This is a genomic window from Hongsoonwoonella zoysiae (assembly GCF_013266695.1).
GTDB lineage: Bacteria > Pseudomonadota > Alphaproteobacteria > Rhizobiales > Stappiaceae > Hongsoonwoonella > Hongsoonwoonella zoysiae.
In genome coordinates this window covers 298758-313839 of sequence record NZ_JABRXF010000002.1, presented here as the reverse complement: position 1 = coordinate 313839, position 15082 = coordinate 298758, and the positions used below count along the sequence as shown (strand labels likewise).

The window sequence follows — 15082 nt, the reverse complement described above, 5'->3', positions numbered from 1 at the left end:
CCATCGGATCATTATCGTTCGTTACTTTCCCGGTCAGGGTTTCCTGTAGCCTGTATCAATGACGGCGCTTCCTCCCGCCAGCCGCGACACGCAAGTGCACATCCTGCGTTGCTCTTGCTTCTCCTCATCGGAGAAGAATACGTCACGATGGTCAAGCTCTCCATCGAGCTTGACGATTTCGACCGCGCAAAGACCGCATTCGCCGCGAAGGCAGTCCCAGATCATATCCACACCCGCGGCGTTGAGCGCATCGAGCAGGGACTGATCTGGAGAGACATCCACGCGCTTGCCAAGTCCCGCGACCTCGACGCTGAAGGGTGCTTCCGGTTTTTCGCCTGAATCTCCGAACACCTCGAAACGCAGCCTGCTCGGCGGCCTGCCGGTCTTCGCCCATTCCGCCTTTGCCGCGTTCAGCATGCCGAGCGGGCCGCAGATGTAGGCTTCGCCATTTGGCGGCAACCCGGCAAACTCGGCGGCAAGGTCAATGCGCCGCCCCTCTCCGGAGATAAAGAATTCGGCGCTCTCACCCATCACGTCCGCGAGCTCATCGGCAAACGCGAGTTCGCCGCGCGTGGACGCGGCGTAGGCGAGGCGGGCAGGCTTTCCCCGCTCGCTCAGCGCCTTCGCCATCCCATAGATCGGGGTGATGCCGATGCCGCCCGCGATCAGCAGATAGGACGACGCGCGCCAGGACAGAGCGAATCGGTTTTCAGGCACGGTGACGCGCAGCTTCGCACCTTCAATGAGCGTCCACATGAAGCGCGACCCGCCGCGGCTGTGCTCATGGCGCTTCACCGCAAGCCGGATGTGGCCGGCATCACTTGAGACGCATGTATAGGAGCGGATGGCGGGCATGCCGTCGACCATGACTTCGACGGAGACATGCGAGCCCGGCTCAAAGGGCGGAAGCCCGCCTTCAACCGAGAGTTCGATCAGCCTGATGCCATCCGCTATCGCTTGAGCACGTGTGACGACGGCATTTCGCCATTCCCGCCTGCCCTTCATCACCACGGTCCTCCCTCGTCTCTTCTTACCCGGAAACGAGCATCAGCCCCGGAACCTGCGCCATGAGTTTGTGATCGTCCATGACGAAGTCCAGATTCTGCCGCGCAAGGCGCGAGTGCTCACGCGCGACCGCTTCGGCTCTTGCCCCCTCGCGCATTTCGATTGCGTGGGCAATCGCCCTGTGCTGGGCTTGGCCAACGACAAGCGAGGTGCGAAAAGCCGGGATATCCGGCTGCGCGTTCAAGAACGCGCTCGGGCCTGCGAACGGAAGGCGCATCACCCGGTCGATCTCGCGGGAGATGATATCGCTCCCAGAGAGCACCTTCAGAAGGTCATGGAATTCGGCATTCATCTCCGCATAGCGCGGAAAGTCGAACGCATCGTCCGGGCCGCTGACCACCTTATCGATTTCGGCAAGGATCGCCTTCATCGAGGCAAGGCGAGACGGCGAAATACCGCGTTCGGCGGCGAGCCGCGCCGCCGTTCCCTCGAGCACGCCGCGAAGCTCGATCGCGTCCACGATATCGGCTTCGGTGAAGGAGCGAACCGTATAGCCGCCGGAAGGGATCAGCTCCAGAATGCCTTCCTGCTCAAGGCGGGCTAGGCCTGCACGGACCGGCGTGCGCGACAGGCCGAGCCGTGCCGAAAGGTTGACTTCCGACAGGCGTTCGCCCGGCGAAACCTCACCGGAGAAGACAAGCTCACGGATCCCGAGCACGGCCTTCAGCGTCTGGGAAGACGCCTTTTCGCTCACACTGCGTTGCGCCATCGCAATCTCCTATTCGGCGGCGGCTTTCGCGGCATTTTCCTGATCGATCATCCGGTCGATAAGCTTGCGCGCCCACATGGAGCCCGCATCGATATTGAGGTTGTAGAATACGTGGTCGGGGTTTTCCTCAATCGCCTTCTGCTGGGCTTCGAGGATCAATTCATCCTCGCGGAAGATCGTCGCAACCCCTTCCCGGAGCTCATGCGTGCGCGCCTGTTCGCCAAGCCGATAATTACGGGCGAACGCCCAGAAATAATGGCAGGTGGATTCCGTTTCCGGCGTGATCGTGTTTAGAACGAAGCCGTTCACACCTTGCGAGCGATCGCCGTCCGGAGCGCCCGTTCCCGCGGGAGCCACGCCGACGTCGATCGCGATCGTTGCCGGAGCCTCGAAATTGATGATCTGCCAGCGGTCGACATTGCCGGGCTTGCCAAGCTGCGCGCGCCAGAACGGCGGCGGGTCGATGTCCGTCATCCAGCGCGTTACGGTCGCCCGGCCATCACCATGGGTCACGGTGAAAGGCGCCTCGGCGACGGCGCGATTACCGATCGACGAACCGTGCACGTAGGTTTCGTGCGTGAGGTCCATCAAATTGTCGATGACCAGCCGGTAGTTGCATTTGACGTGGATGACCTTGCCGTCCGCCGCCCATTCCGGATCGTCGTTCCAATGCATGTCCGGCACGAGATCCGGATCGGCAAGAGCGGGATCACCCGGCCAGATCCAGACAAAGCGATGCCGCTCGACAACAGGGAAGCTGGTCACACATGCGGACGGATTGATGGTGTCCTGTGACGGCATGTATACACACCGGCCTGTATCATCGAATTCCAAACCATGATATCCGCAGATGACGTTGTCGCCATGAAGCTCCCCCTTTGAGAGCGGAAGCAACCGATGCCAGCAGGCGTCGGCCAAAGCTACAGCCGAACCATCCTGCTTTCGGTACATAACAACCGGTTTTCCGCAGATCTTGCGTGCCAGAAGGTTGCGCCTGACCTCGACGTCCCACGCGGCAGCATACCATGCGTTCAACGGAAAGCTGCGATCTTCCATCACCGGTCCTCCCGGTTCGACCAGCCGATTGTCTTTACGAGATACTAACTGTATACATTCTGTACCAACCAATTGCAAGGCGCCGCCGTATCGGCGAAACTGCGGTTCAAATGACGCATCCGCTCGCCCCGCATTGCGCCTGCTTGCGACACTGAATGAAAACGATCGGGAGGAAAGAGATATGACCGTTCCGAAGCCGCCCTACCGCGCCGACCACGTCGGCAGCCTGCTTCGCCCCGAAAGCGTGAGGACGGCGCGAAAGAAGCATTTCGAAGACAAGACTATGTCAGCCGAAGAACTCAAGGCCACCGAGGACGACGCCATCCGCGACGTCGTGAAGTTGCAGGAGGACATCGGGCTGCTTGCCGTTACAGACGGAGAATACCGCCGCTCCTGGTGGCACTATGACTTCCTGGGCGGGCTCACGGGATACGAACTGGAGGAACGGGACGAAGGCGTTCAATTTCATGGGGTGAAACTGCGCCCGACCTACCCGACGATCAAGGGAAAGCTCGACTTCCCGGCCGATCACCCGCATGTGGAGCATTTCAGGTTCCTGGCGGGCGTGACGAAAGTGACGCCGAAGATCTCGATACCGGGCCCGAGCGTGTGCCACTTCCGCACAGCCCCCGCCGACATCGCCCCTGCGGAATACAAGGACGTCGAAGTGCTGACGGCCGACATTGCCGCGACCTACAAGAAGGCGGTGCAAACGTTCTATGACGCCGGCTGCCGCTACCTGCAGATGGACGATATCTTCTTCGCCTATTTGTGCGACCCGAAGCACCGCGCCGATAAAAAGGAGCAGGGCTTCGATCCCGACTGGCTGATCGACCGTTACGCCTGGATGATGCATGAAGCGATCAAGGACCGGCCGGACGACATGCTCATAGGCATGCACATGTGCCGAGGCAACTTCCGCTCCACCTATGCCGCGGAAGGCGGTTACGACCCTGCGGCGGATGCCGTCTTCAACAAGACGGGCGTCGACATTTTCTTCATGGAATACGACACCGAACGCGCCGGCGGGCTCGAACCCTTACGCCTCCTCGCCAAGGGCAAACAGCGCGTCCTGCCGGGTTTCATCACCACGAAAACCGGCGAACTGGAAGATCTGGACGATCTCAAGAGGCATTTCGAGGAAGCTTCGAAGTTCGCCGACATCGATCAGCTCGGCATTGCTCCGCAATGCGGCTTCGCCTCGACGGAAGAAGGCAACCTTGTCACCTACGACGACCAGCGCCGCAAGCTGGAACTCGTCGTCAAGACGGCGGAAGCCATCTGGGGCGGTGTCGCGGCCTGACCGCCGGCACCAGCAGTAGCGATAAGGGCGCGAGCGATCTCGCGCCCCCTACCTCACTCTACGAGTTCGATTTCTTGCTGCGATTTGGGATGCAGGAACTTCAGCCCATATTTGCAGCCTTCCGCCCAAACGATGACAGAGTAAAGCCGGGTATCGGACTGAGGGATCGACAGCGAGAACGCGCCGGAAATCTCAAGTGGCTTTTCGGTTCGAATTCCGCAGCCGGTAACACTCAGGTTTTCGATCACGCAGTCGATTTCCCGGGCACCGTCGATAATTTTTCCCGCAATTTCGCAATCGGCACGAGGAATCTTGCGAGCCTCGAGCCCGGCATTCGCCCCTTCGGCCATGGCCATATACCTTCGACAATGAAACACGACTGCTTTTAAAGCTATCAAACATTTCTCTACGTAAAGTTAAATTCTATTTCCCTGTAATTATTACCTATAAATCTATCTTACTCTAAATAAAAACCCTCTCTAATTTAAGTAGAAGATATAATGACATCAAGATTATTTTCTCAGCCAAACCAAAAGATGGGCGTACATCCGTTGGCATTCAGGTGCACTCAAGAAATTCCGGCTGACAAGAACTACTTCTCAGACAGCTCATCCAATGCTTTCTTCAAGATTGCGACAGCCTGCACTCTTTGATCGGCGGACATCGACCCCGCATCGAGATCGAGCCTCATATTGGGCATTTCCTCGCGCAGTTGGCGTGCCTTCGCGCCAAGCACCTCATAGCTGTCGACAACACGATAGGTCATGACCGGATATGCAAGTCCCTTGACGGTAATTTGGCCTCGCTCCTCGCAATGAATTTCGTCCTTCACATGCGCGAAGGTTTCATAGGAAATAAGGATTTCACCTGGCTCGGCGCTGGTCTCAAGACGCGCGGCAAGGTTCACGCCGCCGCCGATGATGGTGTAGTCCATACGGTCTTCGCTGCCGAAATTTCCAACCGTGCAATAGCCTGTGTTGATGCCGATCCGGCACCTGAGCGGACTTTCTATTCCAGAGGCGCGCCACACCTCGGTCAGCTCACGCATGCGGCCGCGCATGGCGATCGCCATTTTCACGCAATTCAGCGCATCCTCGCGAACGCCGCGCGTTTCCGGATCGCCGAAGAAAATCACGATGGCATCGCCGACGTATTTGTCGATCGTCGCGCCATGAGCGAGCGCAATTCGCGACATTTCAGTGAGGTAATGATTCAGAAGCTGGGTCAGATCCTCCGATTCCATTTTGTCGGCCGTCTCGGTGAAACCCGCGATATCGGAGAAAAAAACCGTCAGCTTCTTGCGCTTGGCGGAAATCTCGACGCTCTGGCTTCCGGTAAAGATTGACGAATAGACCTGCGGGGAAAGGTATTTGGAAAGCTTGGTCGAGAGTGACTCTAGCATCCGGTTCTGTTCCAGCACGCGTTCGTTCGCCTCTTCCGCCTGGCGCAGCGCCTCCTGGGCTGAGGCGTAAAGCCGGGCATTTTCCAGCGAGATGGACGCCAGTTCGGCGAAGCGGGAAAGGATAGCGGCTTCCTCCTCGCCGAAATTACGATCCGTATTCGTGTCATAGGCCATGCCAAGCACGCCGGTGACCCGCGTGCCGGATTTCAGGGGAACGCCGATCACCGCGCGGATCAAGCCGTCGTGTCTGGGGTTCGGAACCCGGTCCGGCCATGTGGCGTAATCGTTGACGACAACCGGGGCCCCGGCCTCCCATACCTTTCCAGCCACCCCCTGCCCGGGCTGCAGCTCGTAGCCGACCGTCTCCCCATAGACGCCAACCCCGATCCGCCGGCGAATTGCGGCCTCGGTCTCATCGGCCAGATAGACATAGCCATGGGACGCATCCAGCATCTCGCCCGCCCGCGTGACGATCGCCTGCAACAGTTCATCAAGGTCGAGGCGGCTGATGATGCCAAGTGTCGTCTCGTTGAGGGCTGTGAGGTAATCCGCCTGCCGTCGCAGCTTTTCCTGCGCCAGCACCCGCTCCGTCACATCCGTGGCAACGCCGATCACGCCATTCGCCTCACCTTGAGGGCCGGTATGCGGTGCGCACCAGACCTCGAAGATCTGATCGTGCAGTGCTGCAACCGAACTGACTGTCCCACCACGCCGCGCGGCTTCGGCCGCCGACAGGATTTCAGGCGAATTGGCGAATACACTGGACAAGGGGCGACCGACCGCCCCTTGCGGATCGAGGCCGAGCGTATCGAGGCCCTTGCCCTCCAGAAGGGTGAGCGCCCCTTTCGCATCGAGCGCGAACAGGATGATCGGGGCATTCGAAACGACGGTGGTCAGCCGCTCCTCCAACCGGCTGTAAAGCACGCGCAGTTCATCCGTCATGTCGTTGAAGGAGCGCGCCAGCAACCCGACCTCATCGCGCGTGCGAACCGGGATCGTGGTGTCCAACTCACCCCGCCCGACGCGCTCCGCCCCTTGCACCAGTTCGGCCAGCGGCGCGGTCAGGCGCCGCGTCAGCGACATCAGGACGATAGCAATGATGACGGAACCGGCGATACCGAGGATCAGGACGTAGGTGCCAAGTCGGTTGACCGCGCCGTAGACCTCGCTTTCCGGATCTGTCGCGACGACATACCATTGCCACGGTTCGAAGTAATGGAAGCTGCCCAGATATCTCCGCCCGCCGAAACTGTAGCTGATCCGGCCACTTTCCCGGGAGACCATCTGCGCGAACCAGGGCTGCGCGCCCACTTCCTCGCCTATGAGGCCGGGGTCCGGCGCATGGGCGATCCGCCCCGATCCATCCATGACAAGGATGAAACCTTCCTGGCCGATGTCTATGGACGCCATGATCGCCGCGGCATCGCTTTGCGCCTGGCGCACGCTGGCCTCCACCGTATCGAGCGAATAAGCCTTGAGAAATTCGGCCTGGCTTTCCGCCGCCTGCAGAGCTTCCTGCCCGCGTGTTTCGAGCCACTCTTCGGCGATTTCACGCAACGCCTCGCGCGACAGGTAGTAGGTGATCCCGCTTGCGGTGGCGAAGGCGGCAAACAGCAAAGGCAAGGTCGCCCATAAAATCTTGCTGGAGATTTTCATGGAGCCCTCGCACTTATCGGTCCTTGAACCGGGTCGTTTCGGTGAACTGCGGATAAAGCGCCAATGCCGCCTTCAGCGGATGGCCATAGTCGACATTCTTGCGCCGGGCATAGACAAGGTTCACGTAGTGCAGCGGGTAGGCCGCGGCATCGGACAGGAGCTTCACCTGCGCCTGCTTCCAGATACGCACCTGTGCGGCTGGATCGCGGGTGCTTCGCGCGGTCTCGATCAGCCGGTCGATCCCGTCATAATGCGAAAAGTTCGTATCGGGGCTTTCGCCGGTCACGACAGTCGAATCCGAATGAAAGAACCGGGTGAGAAACACATCCGCATTCGGACGCCACGCCACATAGATGACGATTGCGTTCTCATCCTCCCGGATGCGCCGATGCATCTCCCGGTGCTCCACGACCTCAAGCTCGATATCGACGCCGACTGCCGCCAACTGGTCGCGCAGGCTCTCGTAATTGGCGAGGTAGTGGCCACGCTCCGACGTCGCGAGTTTGAGCTTGAAGCCATCCTCGTATCCGGCTTCAGCAAGCAGGCCTCGCGCCTTTTCCGGATCATGAGGATAGTCAAGCCGAAGTCCGGCGACTTCTTCCCGCGACAATCCACCTGGAAGGAATTCCACAGGCACCGGCGAATAAACGTTCTCGACAACGCCTTCGGCGAAAAGGGCGCGGAAAACATCGCGATCGACCGCATGTGCCAGCGCCTTGCGCACGCGAATATCGTCAAGCGGAGGCCGACCCAAATTGAAATGCATCGTGATGACCTGACCGACGCCGAAGACATCCACCGTGATCGGCCCGTGATTTGAAATCGCGGAAAACCAGTCGGGCTTTTCCGAGCCGAAGATCACATCGAGTTCGCCGTCCCGCAGCAGCCGGTCACGCTCCTCGAATTTCGGGAGATAGCGGACTTCCACTCCGTCAAGCAGCGGCCGCTCGCGAAAATAGCGCTCGTTCGCCGCAAGCATTATACGCTCGCCCGCGACCCGGCCATTGAAGACGAAAGGCCCGGTTCCGACGGGATGCGTCGCAAAGCCATGATCCCCAAGGGATTCCACCGCCTGCTTGCAGACGATGAAACCACCGGCATAGTCCGCGACCTTCGGAAAGAACAATATGGAAGAAAGCGGCGTATCGAATGTTACATCGACGGTGAAATCATCGACCTTTGTTACCGTCATGCCTTCATAATCGCCCGCATAGGACGAAACATCGGGATCGGCCGCCCGCCGCAGCGAAAAAACGACGTCGTCAGCCGTGAGCCGGTATCCTTCCGTCTGAGGGCCGGGATGGCACATGACGTCCCGGCGCAATTCGAAGCGCCAGACCTGCTTACCACCGGCAATCTTCGGCACTGGAATGGATGTCGCGATATCCGGCTCGATTTGCGGTGCCTCGCCGGGCCTGTAACGCAACAGCCCGTTGAAGATCATATCGACAACCGCACGGTCGTTACGCGAAGCCGCACGATGCGGGTCCCCCGTGCCAAGGTCGGCGGCATCTATCCCCAGGCGCAAAAACTGCGAACCGCTTTCCATCGCCCAGGCGGCCGGCGCGATGACCAGTATCGCGAGTAGTGCCGTAAAGGCCATGCCGGCCAACCGGCAAACGTTCCTTTTCGTCAATCGGTACTTCCGCACGGCCCTCCCCTGTTTTTGTGCTCCGGCTTCCTCCTGACGCCGAAAGAAGACCACCTGCCGGGCAAGACACCATCAGGTGAACAATCTACGAGCATTTTCGCCATGATCAGCATTAATAATGCGAAATGTAATCGATATTATCTCCCGTAGCGTATGAAATGGAAACTCCGTGTTTGTTTTTCACAAAACGCTGGATAAGGCTTCGAAAACTATGAAATCAATCTTAAGTACCGCTGTGCAAGCGACTGTTTTTTCTTGTTTTCTGGCATTTTCTCCATCCGCACAAGCCGAAAAACTGGTCATTGGCGTCCCCGCCTGGCCTTCGGCCAAGGTAACCGCCAACATCATCGCCATGTCCGTCAGGGACACGCTCGGTATCGAAACGGACCTTCAGGAACAAGGAACACTGACCATCCTCGGCGAGATCGGCTCCGGCGATATTGACGTTCATCCCGAAATCTGGCTGCCCAACCTCTCCCAGATCGTAGAGCGAATGAGCGGGAATGAAGGCTCGTTGCGGCTCAGCCCGAACGGCGTGAACGCGACGCAAAATATTTGCGTCACAAAATCCACGGCGGCCGATACGGGTATCAAGGCCGTTGCCGACCTTACCAACCCGGACATCGCCGTCAAATTCGATAGCGACGGCGACGGCAAGGGCGAAATCTGGATTGGTGCGAAGACGTGGTCATCCACGGAGATCGAAATGATCCGGGCCCACAGCTACGGCTACCACCGGACCATGAACTTGCTGGAAATGCCGGAGGACGTGGCGATGGCTGCGGTCGACGCGGCAGTTGCCACCGGCCGTCCGGTCGTCTTCTATTGCTACGGGCCGCATCACGTCTTTGAGCTTCATGACATCGTGAAGCTGGAAGAGCCCGCCTACGACGCCGCGCGCTGGAACATCGTCAAGCGCGCGGACGATCCGCAGTGGCTGGAAAAATCCAGAGCGGATACCGCTTGGGACGGATCACATTTCCATATCGGCTACGCGGCGCATCTCGAAAGGGACATGCCCGGGGTGGCCAAATTTCTGAACCGGATTTCCTTCGAGCCGTCAGACACGACCGCGATGAGCTACGCGGTCGTCGTCGAAGGAAAATCTCCGCAAGACGTTGCGCAATCATGGATCGAGGCAAACGGCGATCGTATCGAGGAGTGGATGAAGTGAGTGCTCAAAGTATCGCGTCGAGACTAAATATCCTCATCCCCCGGCAAAAGCTTCCGCTTCGCTCGCCGGTCGTGGCGTTGATCGCTGTCTTTTGCGCGTGTGCGGCACTCGCGCAGGCGCTGGAAACGCAGATATTCGATCCCGCGACGCGCACATGGGTCACCTACGATCCGCGCCAGGCGGTTAAATACTACCGCGCCCACGGTCAGGCCCCGGAAGAATTCCAGCGCCGGATCGTGGATTTCAGGACCGCGGAAAAACCCGGCACCATTATCATCGATGGCGACAAACACTTCCTCTACTATGTACTGCCGGATTTCCAGGCGATCCGATACGGCATCGGCGTGGGCAAGGACGGCTTCGGCTGGGCCGGCATTGTCAAGGTCGGGCGGAAGCAGGAATGGCCTACGTGGACGCCACCGGCGGAAATGATCGAGCGCGATCCCAAGGCCGCCCAATACAAGGATGGCATGCCGGGTGGGCCGGAAAATCCACTCGGCGCCAGGGCGCTTTACCTCTACGAGGGCAATCAGGACACGATCTACCGCATCCACGGCACGAACCAGCCCTGGTCGATCGGCCTCAACATCTCGTCAGGCTGCATACGCATGAACAACGATGACGTCACCGACCTTTATAACCGTGTCGAGATCGGCGCAAAGGTGATCGTCTTGATGCAGGGAGCCGCACTTTATCGCGGCGTTTAAGACCGGCCTTCCACGACAATCCAGTCAACCACCAGAGGACCCCGGCCCGATGAACTCGTTGAAGCCCCATGCCGCATTCTTTTTCGCACTTGGATTTCCGGTGGCTCTCGCAGGTTGTTCCACCAGCAATTCTTCCACACCAACGAGCCCGGTCGTGCGCACATCGGAGGCGACCGCACCGGCAGCACTTCAGCTCACCTGCGCTTCGGAAGCGGCAACGCGTTTTGACGTCTCAAGCGACAAGATCCTGCCCGTGTCCTCAAGACCGGGCGGCGATGGCGGGTATCTCGTGGATCTTTCCATGGACGGCCAGCAGGCGACCTGCGCGATCGGCGAAGACGGCGTTGTGACATCGCTGGAACGGGCCTGACCCCACCACCCGCACTCGACATTAATAGCGACGTGTTGCGTGGGCACCCTATTTTCGTTCGCCGTAATTGGGTATCAGAAGCGAATCTTTTTCGTATCTGATACATCAAGGCTTATGAGCGCCGCGCTGCGAACACATTTCCGGGTCATCGCCGCTCTCGTTATCCGCGAGATGACGACACGTTATGGTAACAAGATCGGCGGTTATATATGGGCGATCGTCGATCCGGTCGCCTTCATTGCCTTGATGTCAATCGTATTTTCCGCGATTGCCCATTCTCCTCCGATTGGCAGGAGTTTCGTCCTGTTTTATGCAAGCGGCTATATGGCTTTTTGGATTTACCGGTCGATGACGGATCAGGTCAGTCAGGCCGCGAAATCCAATCGGGCTCTTCTAAATTATCCGATAGTCTCGCCTTTCGATACGTTCGTTGCGCGGGCGGCACTGCAAGGCGGGACGCAGTTGGCTGTATGCGTCCTGATTTTTTCGGGAATCGCGGTTTTCATCACGCCCCTGCATTCGCTCGACTTCCAGTCCCTCATTACAGCCAGCCTCGTCGCTATCACCTTGGGCGTTGGTATTGGCATGCTGAATTCGGTCCTCTTTCGGATGAGCGAAGTATATCAACAGGTATTCAATATAATAAACCGCCCACTCTTTATTGTCTCAGGAGTGTTTTTCTTACCGGAATCAATTCCACATCCCTACCAGGACTATCTTCTCTGGAATCCGGTTTCGCATATTATCGGTTGGTTCAGGCGCGGAATTTATCCATCTTATCGTGCCGCGTTCGTGGATGAAGCCTGGCTAATCGGAATCGCGATCGCAGCGCTTTTCACCGGTCTGCTGATAACATCGGCCTTTAAAGCAAAGCTTCGGGAAGTTGCATGATCCGCCTTGAGCGTGTCACAAAGGGATTCAAGTCGGGACGTACCACACACTATGTGGTGCGCGACGTCTCCTACACCATCGAGCGGGGACAAAGCATAGGCCTTCTCGGCCGCAACGGCGCGGGAAAATCGACCCTCCTGCGTCTCATTGCCGGAATTATTCAGCCCGACAAGGGACGCGTGCGGCGCGAAGCCAAGGTTTCATGGCCTTTGGGATTTGCCGGAAGTTTCGCCGGCTCTTTAACGGGCGAGCAGAATGTGCGTTTCGTTGCACGCATCTATGGAGTAGATACCGAAGAACTGACCGAATACGTTGAGGAATTCGCCGAACTTGGCGATCAGTTTCGCAAGCCGGTGAGCGGCTATTCCTCCGGCATGAAGGCGCGCCTGGCATTCGGTATCAGCATGGGAATTCAATTCGACTATTATCTGATCGACGAAACGCTTGCCGTTGGAGACGTCAACTTCAAACGAAAATGTCAGGAAGTCTTCACTGATAAGCTATCCAATTCCGACGTCATCATGGTATCGCACCAGACAAGCGCAATCCGAAACTATTGCGACAGGGCACTGGTGCTCGAAGACGGAAAATTGACGTTTTTCGAAAACATTGAAGAAGCGATAGAATTTCACAACAGAACGCTGTCGATTCGCTAACGGGAAATCATTCATGAAGGCGCAGCCGCCTAAATCTTCAAACGCGGGCGAATTGGGTGACTCCGGTGCGAAGCCTCGCACGGTCCGTACCGCACAGCGACTCCAGGGCGGCCGCAATCTCGCGGTTGTGGCAGGAAATGCAATTTCCTTACGCTTGAAGGATGCCGGCCTCGACCCGGCGCAGTTTACCCGGGACCCGTCCTCGGCGAGAAGAGCGCATCGCACGCGCAAGCCATTGCGCCACCGGATCGTCTCGCTAAGCTTCCTCCTGGCTGTTGTCATTCCATCGATTGTAACAGCTCTATACATGTTCCTTTTTGCGGCAGATCAGTATCACAGCAGGGCCGCCTTCGCCGTACGAAGTGTGGAAAGCACAGGTGCGACGGACCTGCTCGGCCTGGTCGTCCAGGGTGGTGGCGCGACGAACGTCTCCGATAGCTACATCATCAACGATTACCTTCAAAGCCAGGCCGTCGTGGAGGATGTCGCCAGGGAAATCGATATTGTGTCGGCCTTCAACCATCGAGATGCAGATTGGTTTTTCCGAATGGGAGATGACCTGTCGATCGAGGAAAAAGTCGACTACTGGAACGACATGGTCGATGTGGATTTCGATTCCACTTCGGGCCTTATTTTTGTCAACGCACGGGCATTTACGGCCAAAGATGCCCAGGCAATCACGGGTAAGATTGTCGAAAACAGCGATATTCTCGTAAACCGGCTTTCGGAAGATTCCCATCGCGAATCCCTCAGGCTCGCCAGGCAGGAGGTCGCCCGCGCGGAAGCGCGCCTAAAAGTGTTTCGAAAGGAACTCCTTGCCTATCGTGAGGCCACGCAGGAAATTAGCCCGCTCGAAAATGCGAAGATCACCATCGAACTGATCGGCACGCTCGAGCAGGAGCTGACGAAGAACCAGGCGGAACTCAAGACGCTCAGTCAGTATCTCGATCCGAGTTCCCCGCAGGTCCGCATTCTGCAAAGGCAAATCGAAAGCTTGAAGGAACAGATCGCTGCAGAGCGACAGCGCCTTGGCGACGGTCGTACCAATGAAGGCAGTGACAGTTCGGCTGGACGTACGATCTCCAACAGAATTGCGAGTTACGAGGAACTCGAACTGGAACGGGAATTCGCGGAACGGCTTTATACCGCTGCGCTTTCCAGCCTTGAAAAGGCGCGCGCTGAAGCTGACGCGAAACAAACCTATCTTGCGGTGTTTCAAAAGCCGACCTTGTCTCAGGAAGCGCAATATCCCGAAAGAGGCATGACATCGCTTCTCGTATTTTTAGGTTTGCTAGCCGCTTGGGGCATATGCGTAATGGTCTACTATAACATTCGGGATCGATCCTGACCTTCGGCCTGACCGCACGGTTTGTCCGCACTCAGTCCGCGCAACCATTCCGAGGTTCATATTTTCAGCGTTCCGGTTTTCAACGTTCCGGCGGTTGCCGAAGAAGCATTGGTGCCTGGTCTTGCCACTTCCCGATGACGATCAGCATATATTCGCGGTAGACGTCGCGGATTACGGCTTGTGGATACAACGGAACCTGCTTGAGAAGTTTCTGCGCGGCCCGGTTCGGCGGGACTGGCGCTTCAAACGGCACAAAGGCGCAATCCGGATCGGCTGGGGACGCAAGCCAAGCGGACTTAGGGCTGACCGCATCGCGGCGCGAACCGGTGCAAGGGTCTGGAGGCTTGAGGATGGTTTCCTGCGCTCCCACGGCCTTGGCAATCACGAACCCCCGCTGTCGATCGTGGTCGATGATCTGGGTATTTATTACGATTGCAACCGCCCATCCCGGCTTGAAAGATTGATCTCTCAGCAAAACACGAGCTCGCAAGATGAGGAAGCACGACGCATCGCCACCAAATGGCGCGAGGCGCGGGTTTCCAAATACAATTGCCATCCCGAATTCAGCGGCGAACTTCCAGACGATTATGTTCTTGTCGCGGATCAGACCCGCAACGACAGTTCGATCCTTTATGGAGCCGCGAGCGCAGCTTCATTCGAGACCATGCTCAATGCCGCCATTCACGAGAACCCGAACTCCCATGTCGTCGTCAAAACCCACCCCGATGTACTGGACGGCAAAAAATCGGGATATTTCTCCATGGATATTGCGGGCCGCTCGCGAAATATCCTGCTCATCGCCGACAGGGTCCACCCAGTCCGGTTGATCGAGCGCGCCAGGAAGGTCTACACCGTCACGTCCCAGATCGGCTTTGAAGCCTTGATCTGGGGCAAGCCCGTGCGCACCTTCGGCATGCCGTTTTACGCCGGCTGGGGCATGACGGAGGATGAAATCTCACCTCCGGCAGAGCGCAAGCGCATTGATATCGAAGATTTGATTCATGCGGCGTTGGTTGGATATCCGACTTACAATTCAAATACTGATGTCTCACGATATTTACGACCCGGATATTTTATTGACATTCCATAGTAAA

15 protein-coding genes are annotated in these 15082 nt (G+C 57.9%); 8 read left to right on the top strand and 7 right to left on the bottom strand.

Annotated elements, in window-relative coordinates:
* Positions 1 to 33 precede the first annotated feature (33 nt).
* From HPQ64_RS12730 to HPQ64_RS12720, 3 genes are read right to left on the bottom strand one after another with little or no spacing between them, the layout of a single operon-like run.
* Positions 34 to 1005: a PDR/VanB family oxidoreductase gene (locus tag HPQ64_RS12730; protein ID WP_172888879.1), complete on the bottom strand. Its 972-nt coding sequence runs from the start codon at positions 1003 to 1005 to the stop codon at positions 34 to 36.
* A gap of 25 nt (positions 1006 to 1030) precedes the next feature.
* Positions 1031 to 1774: a GntR family transcriptional regulator gene (locus tag HPQ64_RS12725; protein ID WP_172888878.1), complete on the bottom strand. Its 744-nt coding sequence runs from the start codon at positions 1772 to 1774 to the stop codon at positions 1031 to 1033.
* 9 nt (positions 1775 to 1783) lie between these two features.
* Positions 1784 to 2830 carry an aromatic ring-hydroxylating dioxygenase subunit alpha gene (locus HPQ64_RS12720; protein ID WP_172888877.1) on the bottom strand — a complete coding sequence of 349 codons (1047 nt, stop codon included), beginning with the start codon at positions 2828 to 2830 and terminating at the stop codon, positions 1784 to 1786.
* A 181-nt stretch (positions 2831 to 3011) separates the two neighbouring features.
* Between HPQ64_RS12720 and HPQ64_RS12715 the strand changes: the two genes are divergently transcribed.
* A complete protein-coding gene (locus HPQ64_RS12715; RefSeq protein WP_172888876.1) occupies positions 3012 to 4133 on the top strand; it encodes a 5-methyltetrahydropteroyltriglutamate--homocysteine S-methyltransferase in 1122 nt (373 codons plus the stop codon).
* A 53-nt stretch (positions 4134 to 4186) separates the two neighbouring features.
* Here the strand turns inward: HPQ64_RS12715 and HPQ64_RS12710 are convergent, their stop codons facing one another.
* From HPQ64_RS12710 to HPQ64_RS12700, 3 genes are all read right to left on the bottom strand, one after another.
* A complete protein-coding gene (locus HPQ64_RS12710; protein WP_172888875.1) occupies positions 4187 to 4489 on the bottom strand; it encodes a PilZ domain-containing protein in 303 nt (100 codons plus the stop codon).
* 236 nt (positions 4490 to 4725) lie between these two features.
* On the bottom strand, positions 4726 to 7191 hold the full coding sequence (locus HPQ64_RS12705; protein ID WP_172888874.1) for an adenylate/guanylate cyclase domain-containing protein: 2466 nt from the start codon (positions 7189 to 7191) through the stop codon (positions 4726 to 4728).
* Between the two features lie 13 nt (positions 7192 to 7204).
* Positions 7205 to 8827 carry an ABC transporter substrate-binding protein gene (locus tag HPQ64_RS12700; protein WP_172888873.1) on the bottom strand — a complete coding sequence of 541 codons (1623 nt, stop codon included), beginning with the start codon at positions 8825 to 8827 and terminating at the stop codon, positions 7205 to 7207.
* Positions 8828 to 9053: 226 nt separating this feature from the next.
* On the opposite strand from HPQ64_RS12700, the gene HPQ64_RS12695 reads away from it, so the two are divergent.
* From HPQ64_RS12695 to HPQ64_RS12670, 6 genes are all read left to right on the top strand, one after another.
* Positions 9054 to 10016 (top strand): ABC transporter substrate-binding protein, encoded by a 963-nt coding sequence (locus HPQ64_RS12695; protein ID WP_172888872.1) that lies wholly within the window; start codon positions 9054 to 9056, stop codon positions 10014 to 10016.
* 71 nt (positions 10017 to 10087) lie between these two features.
* Positions 10088 to 10723 (top strand): L,D-transpeptidase, encoded by a 636-nt coding sequence (locus HPQ64_RS12690; RefSeq protein ID WP_343036040.1) that lies wholly within the window; start codon positions 10088 to 10090, stop codon positions 10721 to 10723.
* Between the two features lie 49 nt (positions 10724 to 10772).
* On the top strand, positions 10773 to 11093 hold the full coding sequence (locus HPQ64_RS12685; RefSeq protein ID WP_172888870.1) for a hypothetical protein: 321 nt from the start codon (positions 10773 to 10775) through the stop codon (positions 11091 to 11093).
* A 114-nt stretch (positions 11094 to 11207) separates the two neighbouring features.
* Complete coding sequence (locus tag HPQ64_RS12680) at positions 11208 to 11984, top strand: ABC transporter permease (RefSeq protein ID WP_172888869.1); 777 nt, start codon at positions 11208 to 11210, stop codon at positions 11982 to 11984.
* Positions 11981 to 12640 carry an ABC transporter ATP-binding protein gene (locus HPQ64_RS12675; RefSeq protein WP_172888868.1) on the top strand — a complete coding sequence of 220 codons (660 nt, stop codon included), beginning with the start codon at positions 11981 to 11983 and terminating at the stop codon, positions 12638 to 12640. The genes HPQ64_RS12680 and HPQ64_RS12675 overlap by 4 nt, the downstream gene beginning before the upstream one ends.
* Before the next feature lie 13 nt (positions 12641 to 12653).
* A complete protein-coding gene (locus HPQ64_RS12670) occupies positions 12654 to 13988 on the top strand; it encodes a KpsE/RkpR family capsule polysaccharide export protein (protein ID WP_172888867.1) in 1335 nt (444 codons plus the stop codon).
* A gap of 79 nt (positions 13989 to 14067) precedes the next feature.
* On the opposite strand, the gene HPQ64_RS20715 is transcribed toward HPQ64_RS12670, so the two are convergent.
* Complete coding sequence (locus HPQ64_RS20715; RefSeq protein WP_172888866.1) at positions 14068 to 14373, bottom strand: hypothetical protein; 306 nt, start codon at positions 14371 to 14373, stop codon at positions 14068 to 14070.
* Here HPQ64_RS20715 and HPQ64_RS12660 point away from each other — a divergent pair.
* On the top strand, positions 14257 to 15078 hold the full coding sequence (locus HPQ64_RS12660; RefSeq protein ID WP_343036039.1) for a capsular polysaccharide export protein, LipB/KpsS family: 822 nt from the start codon (positions 14257 to 14259) through the stop codon (positions 15076 to 15078). The two genes, HPQ64_RS20715 and HPQ64_RS12660, sit on opposite strands and share 117 nt — an antisense overlap.
* Positions 15079 to 15082 lie beyond the last annotated feature (4 nt).

Excerpts from the sequence above, each read along its gene's own strand:
- HPQ64_RS12730 (WP_172888879.1), bottom strand. The coding sequence starts at position 1,005 with ATGAAGGGCAGGCGGGAATGGCGAAATGCCGTCGTCACACGTGCTCAA.
- HPQ64_RS12725 (WP_172888878.1), bottom strand. The coding sequence starts at position 1,774 with ATGGCGCAACGCAGTGTGAGCGAAAAGGCGTCTTCCCAGACGCTGAAG.
- HPQ64_RS12720 (WP_172888877.1), bottom strand. The coding sequence starts at position 2,830 with ATGGAAGATCGCAGCTTTCCGTTGAACGCATGGTATGCTGCCGCGTGG.
- HPQ64_RS12715 (WP_172888876.1), top strand. The coding sequence starts at position 3,012 with ATGACCGTTCCGAAGCCGCCCTACCGCGCCGACCACGTCGGCAGCCTG.
- HPQ64_RS12710 (WP_172888875.1), bottom strand. The coding sequence starts at position 4,489 with ATGGCCATGGCCGAAGGGGCGAATGCCGGGCTCGAGGCTCGCAAGATT.
- HPQ64_RS12705 (WP_172888874.1), bottom strand. The coding sequence starts at position 7,191 with ATGAAAATCTCCAGCAAGATTTTATGGGCGACCTTGCCTTTGCTGTTT.
- HPQ64_RS12695 (WP_172888872.1), top strand. The coding sequence starts at position 9,054 with ATGAAATCAATCTTAAGTACCGCTGTGCAAGCGACTGTTTTTTCTTGT.
- HPQ64_RS12685 (WP_172888870.1), top strand. The coding sequence starts at position 10,773 with ATGAACTCGTTGAAGCCCCATGCCGCATTCTTTTTCGCACTTGGATTT.
- HPQ64_RS12680 (WP_172888869.1), top strand. The coding sequence starts at position 11,208 with ATGAGCGCCGCGCTGCGAACACATTTCCGGGTCATCGCCGCTCTCGTT.
- HPQ64_RS12675 (WP_172888868.1), top strand. The coding sequence starts at position 11,981 with ATGATCCGCCTTGAGCGTGTCACAAAGGGATTCAAGTCGGGACGTACC.
- HPQ64_RS12670 (WP_172888867.1), top strand. The coding sequence starts at position 12,654 with ATGAAGGCGCAGCCGCCTAAATCTTCAAACGCGGGCGAATTGGGTGAC.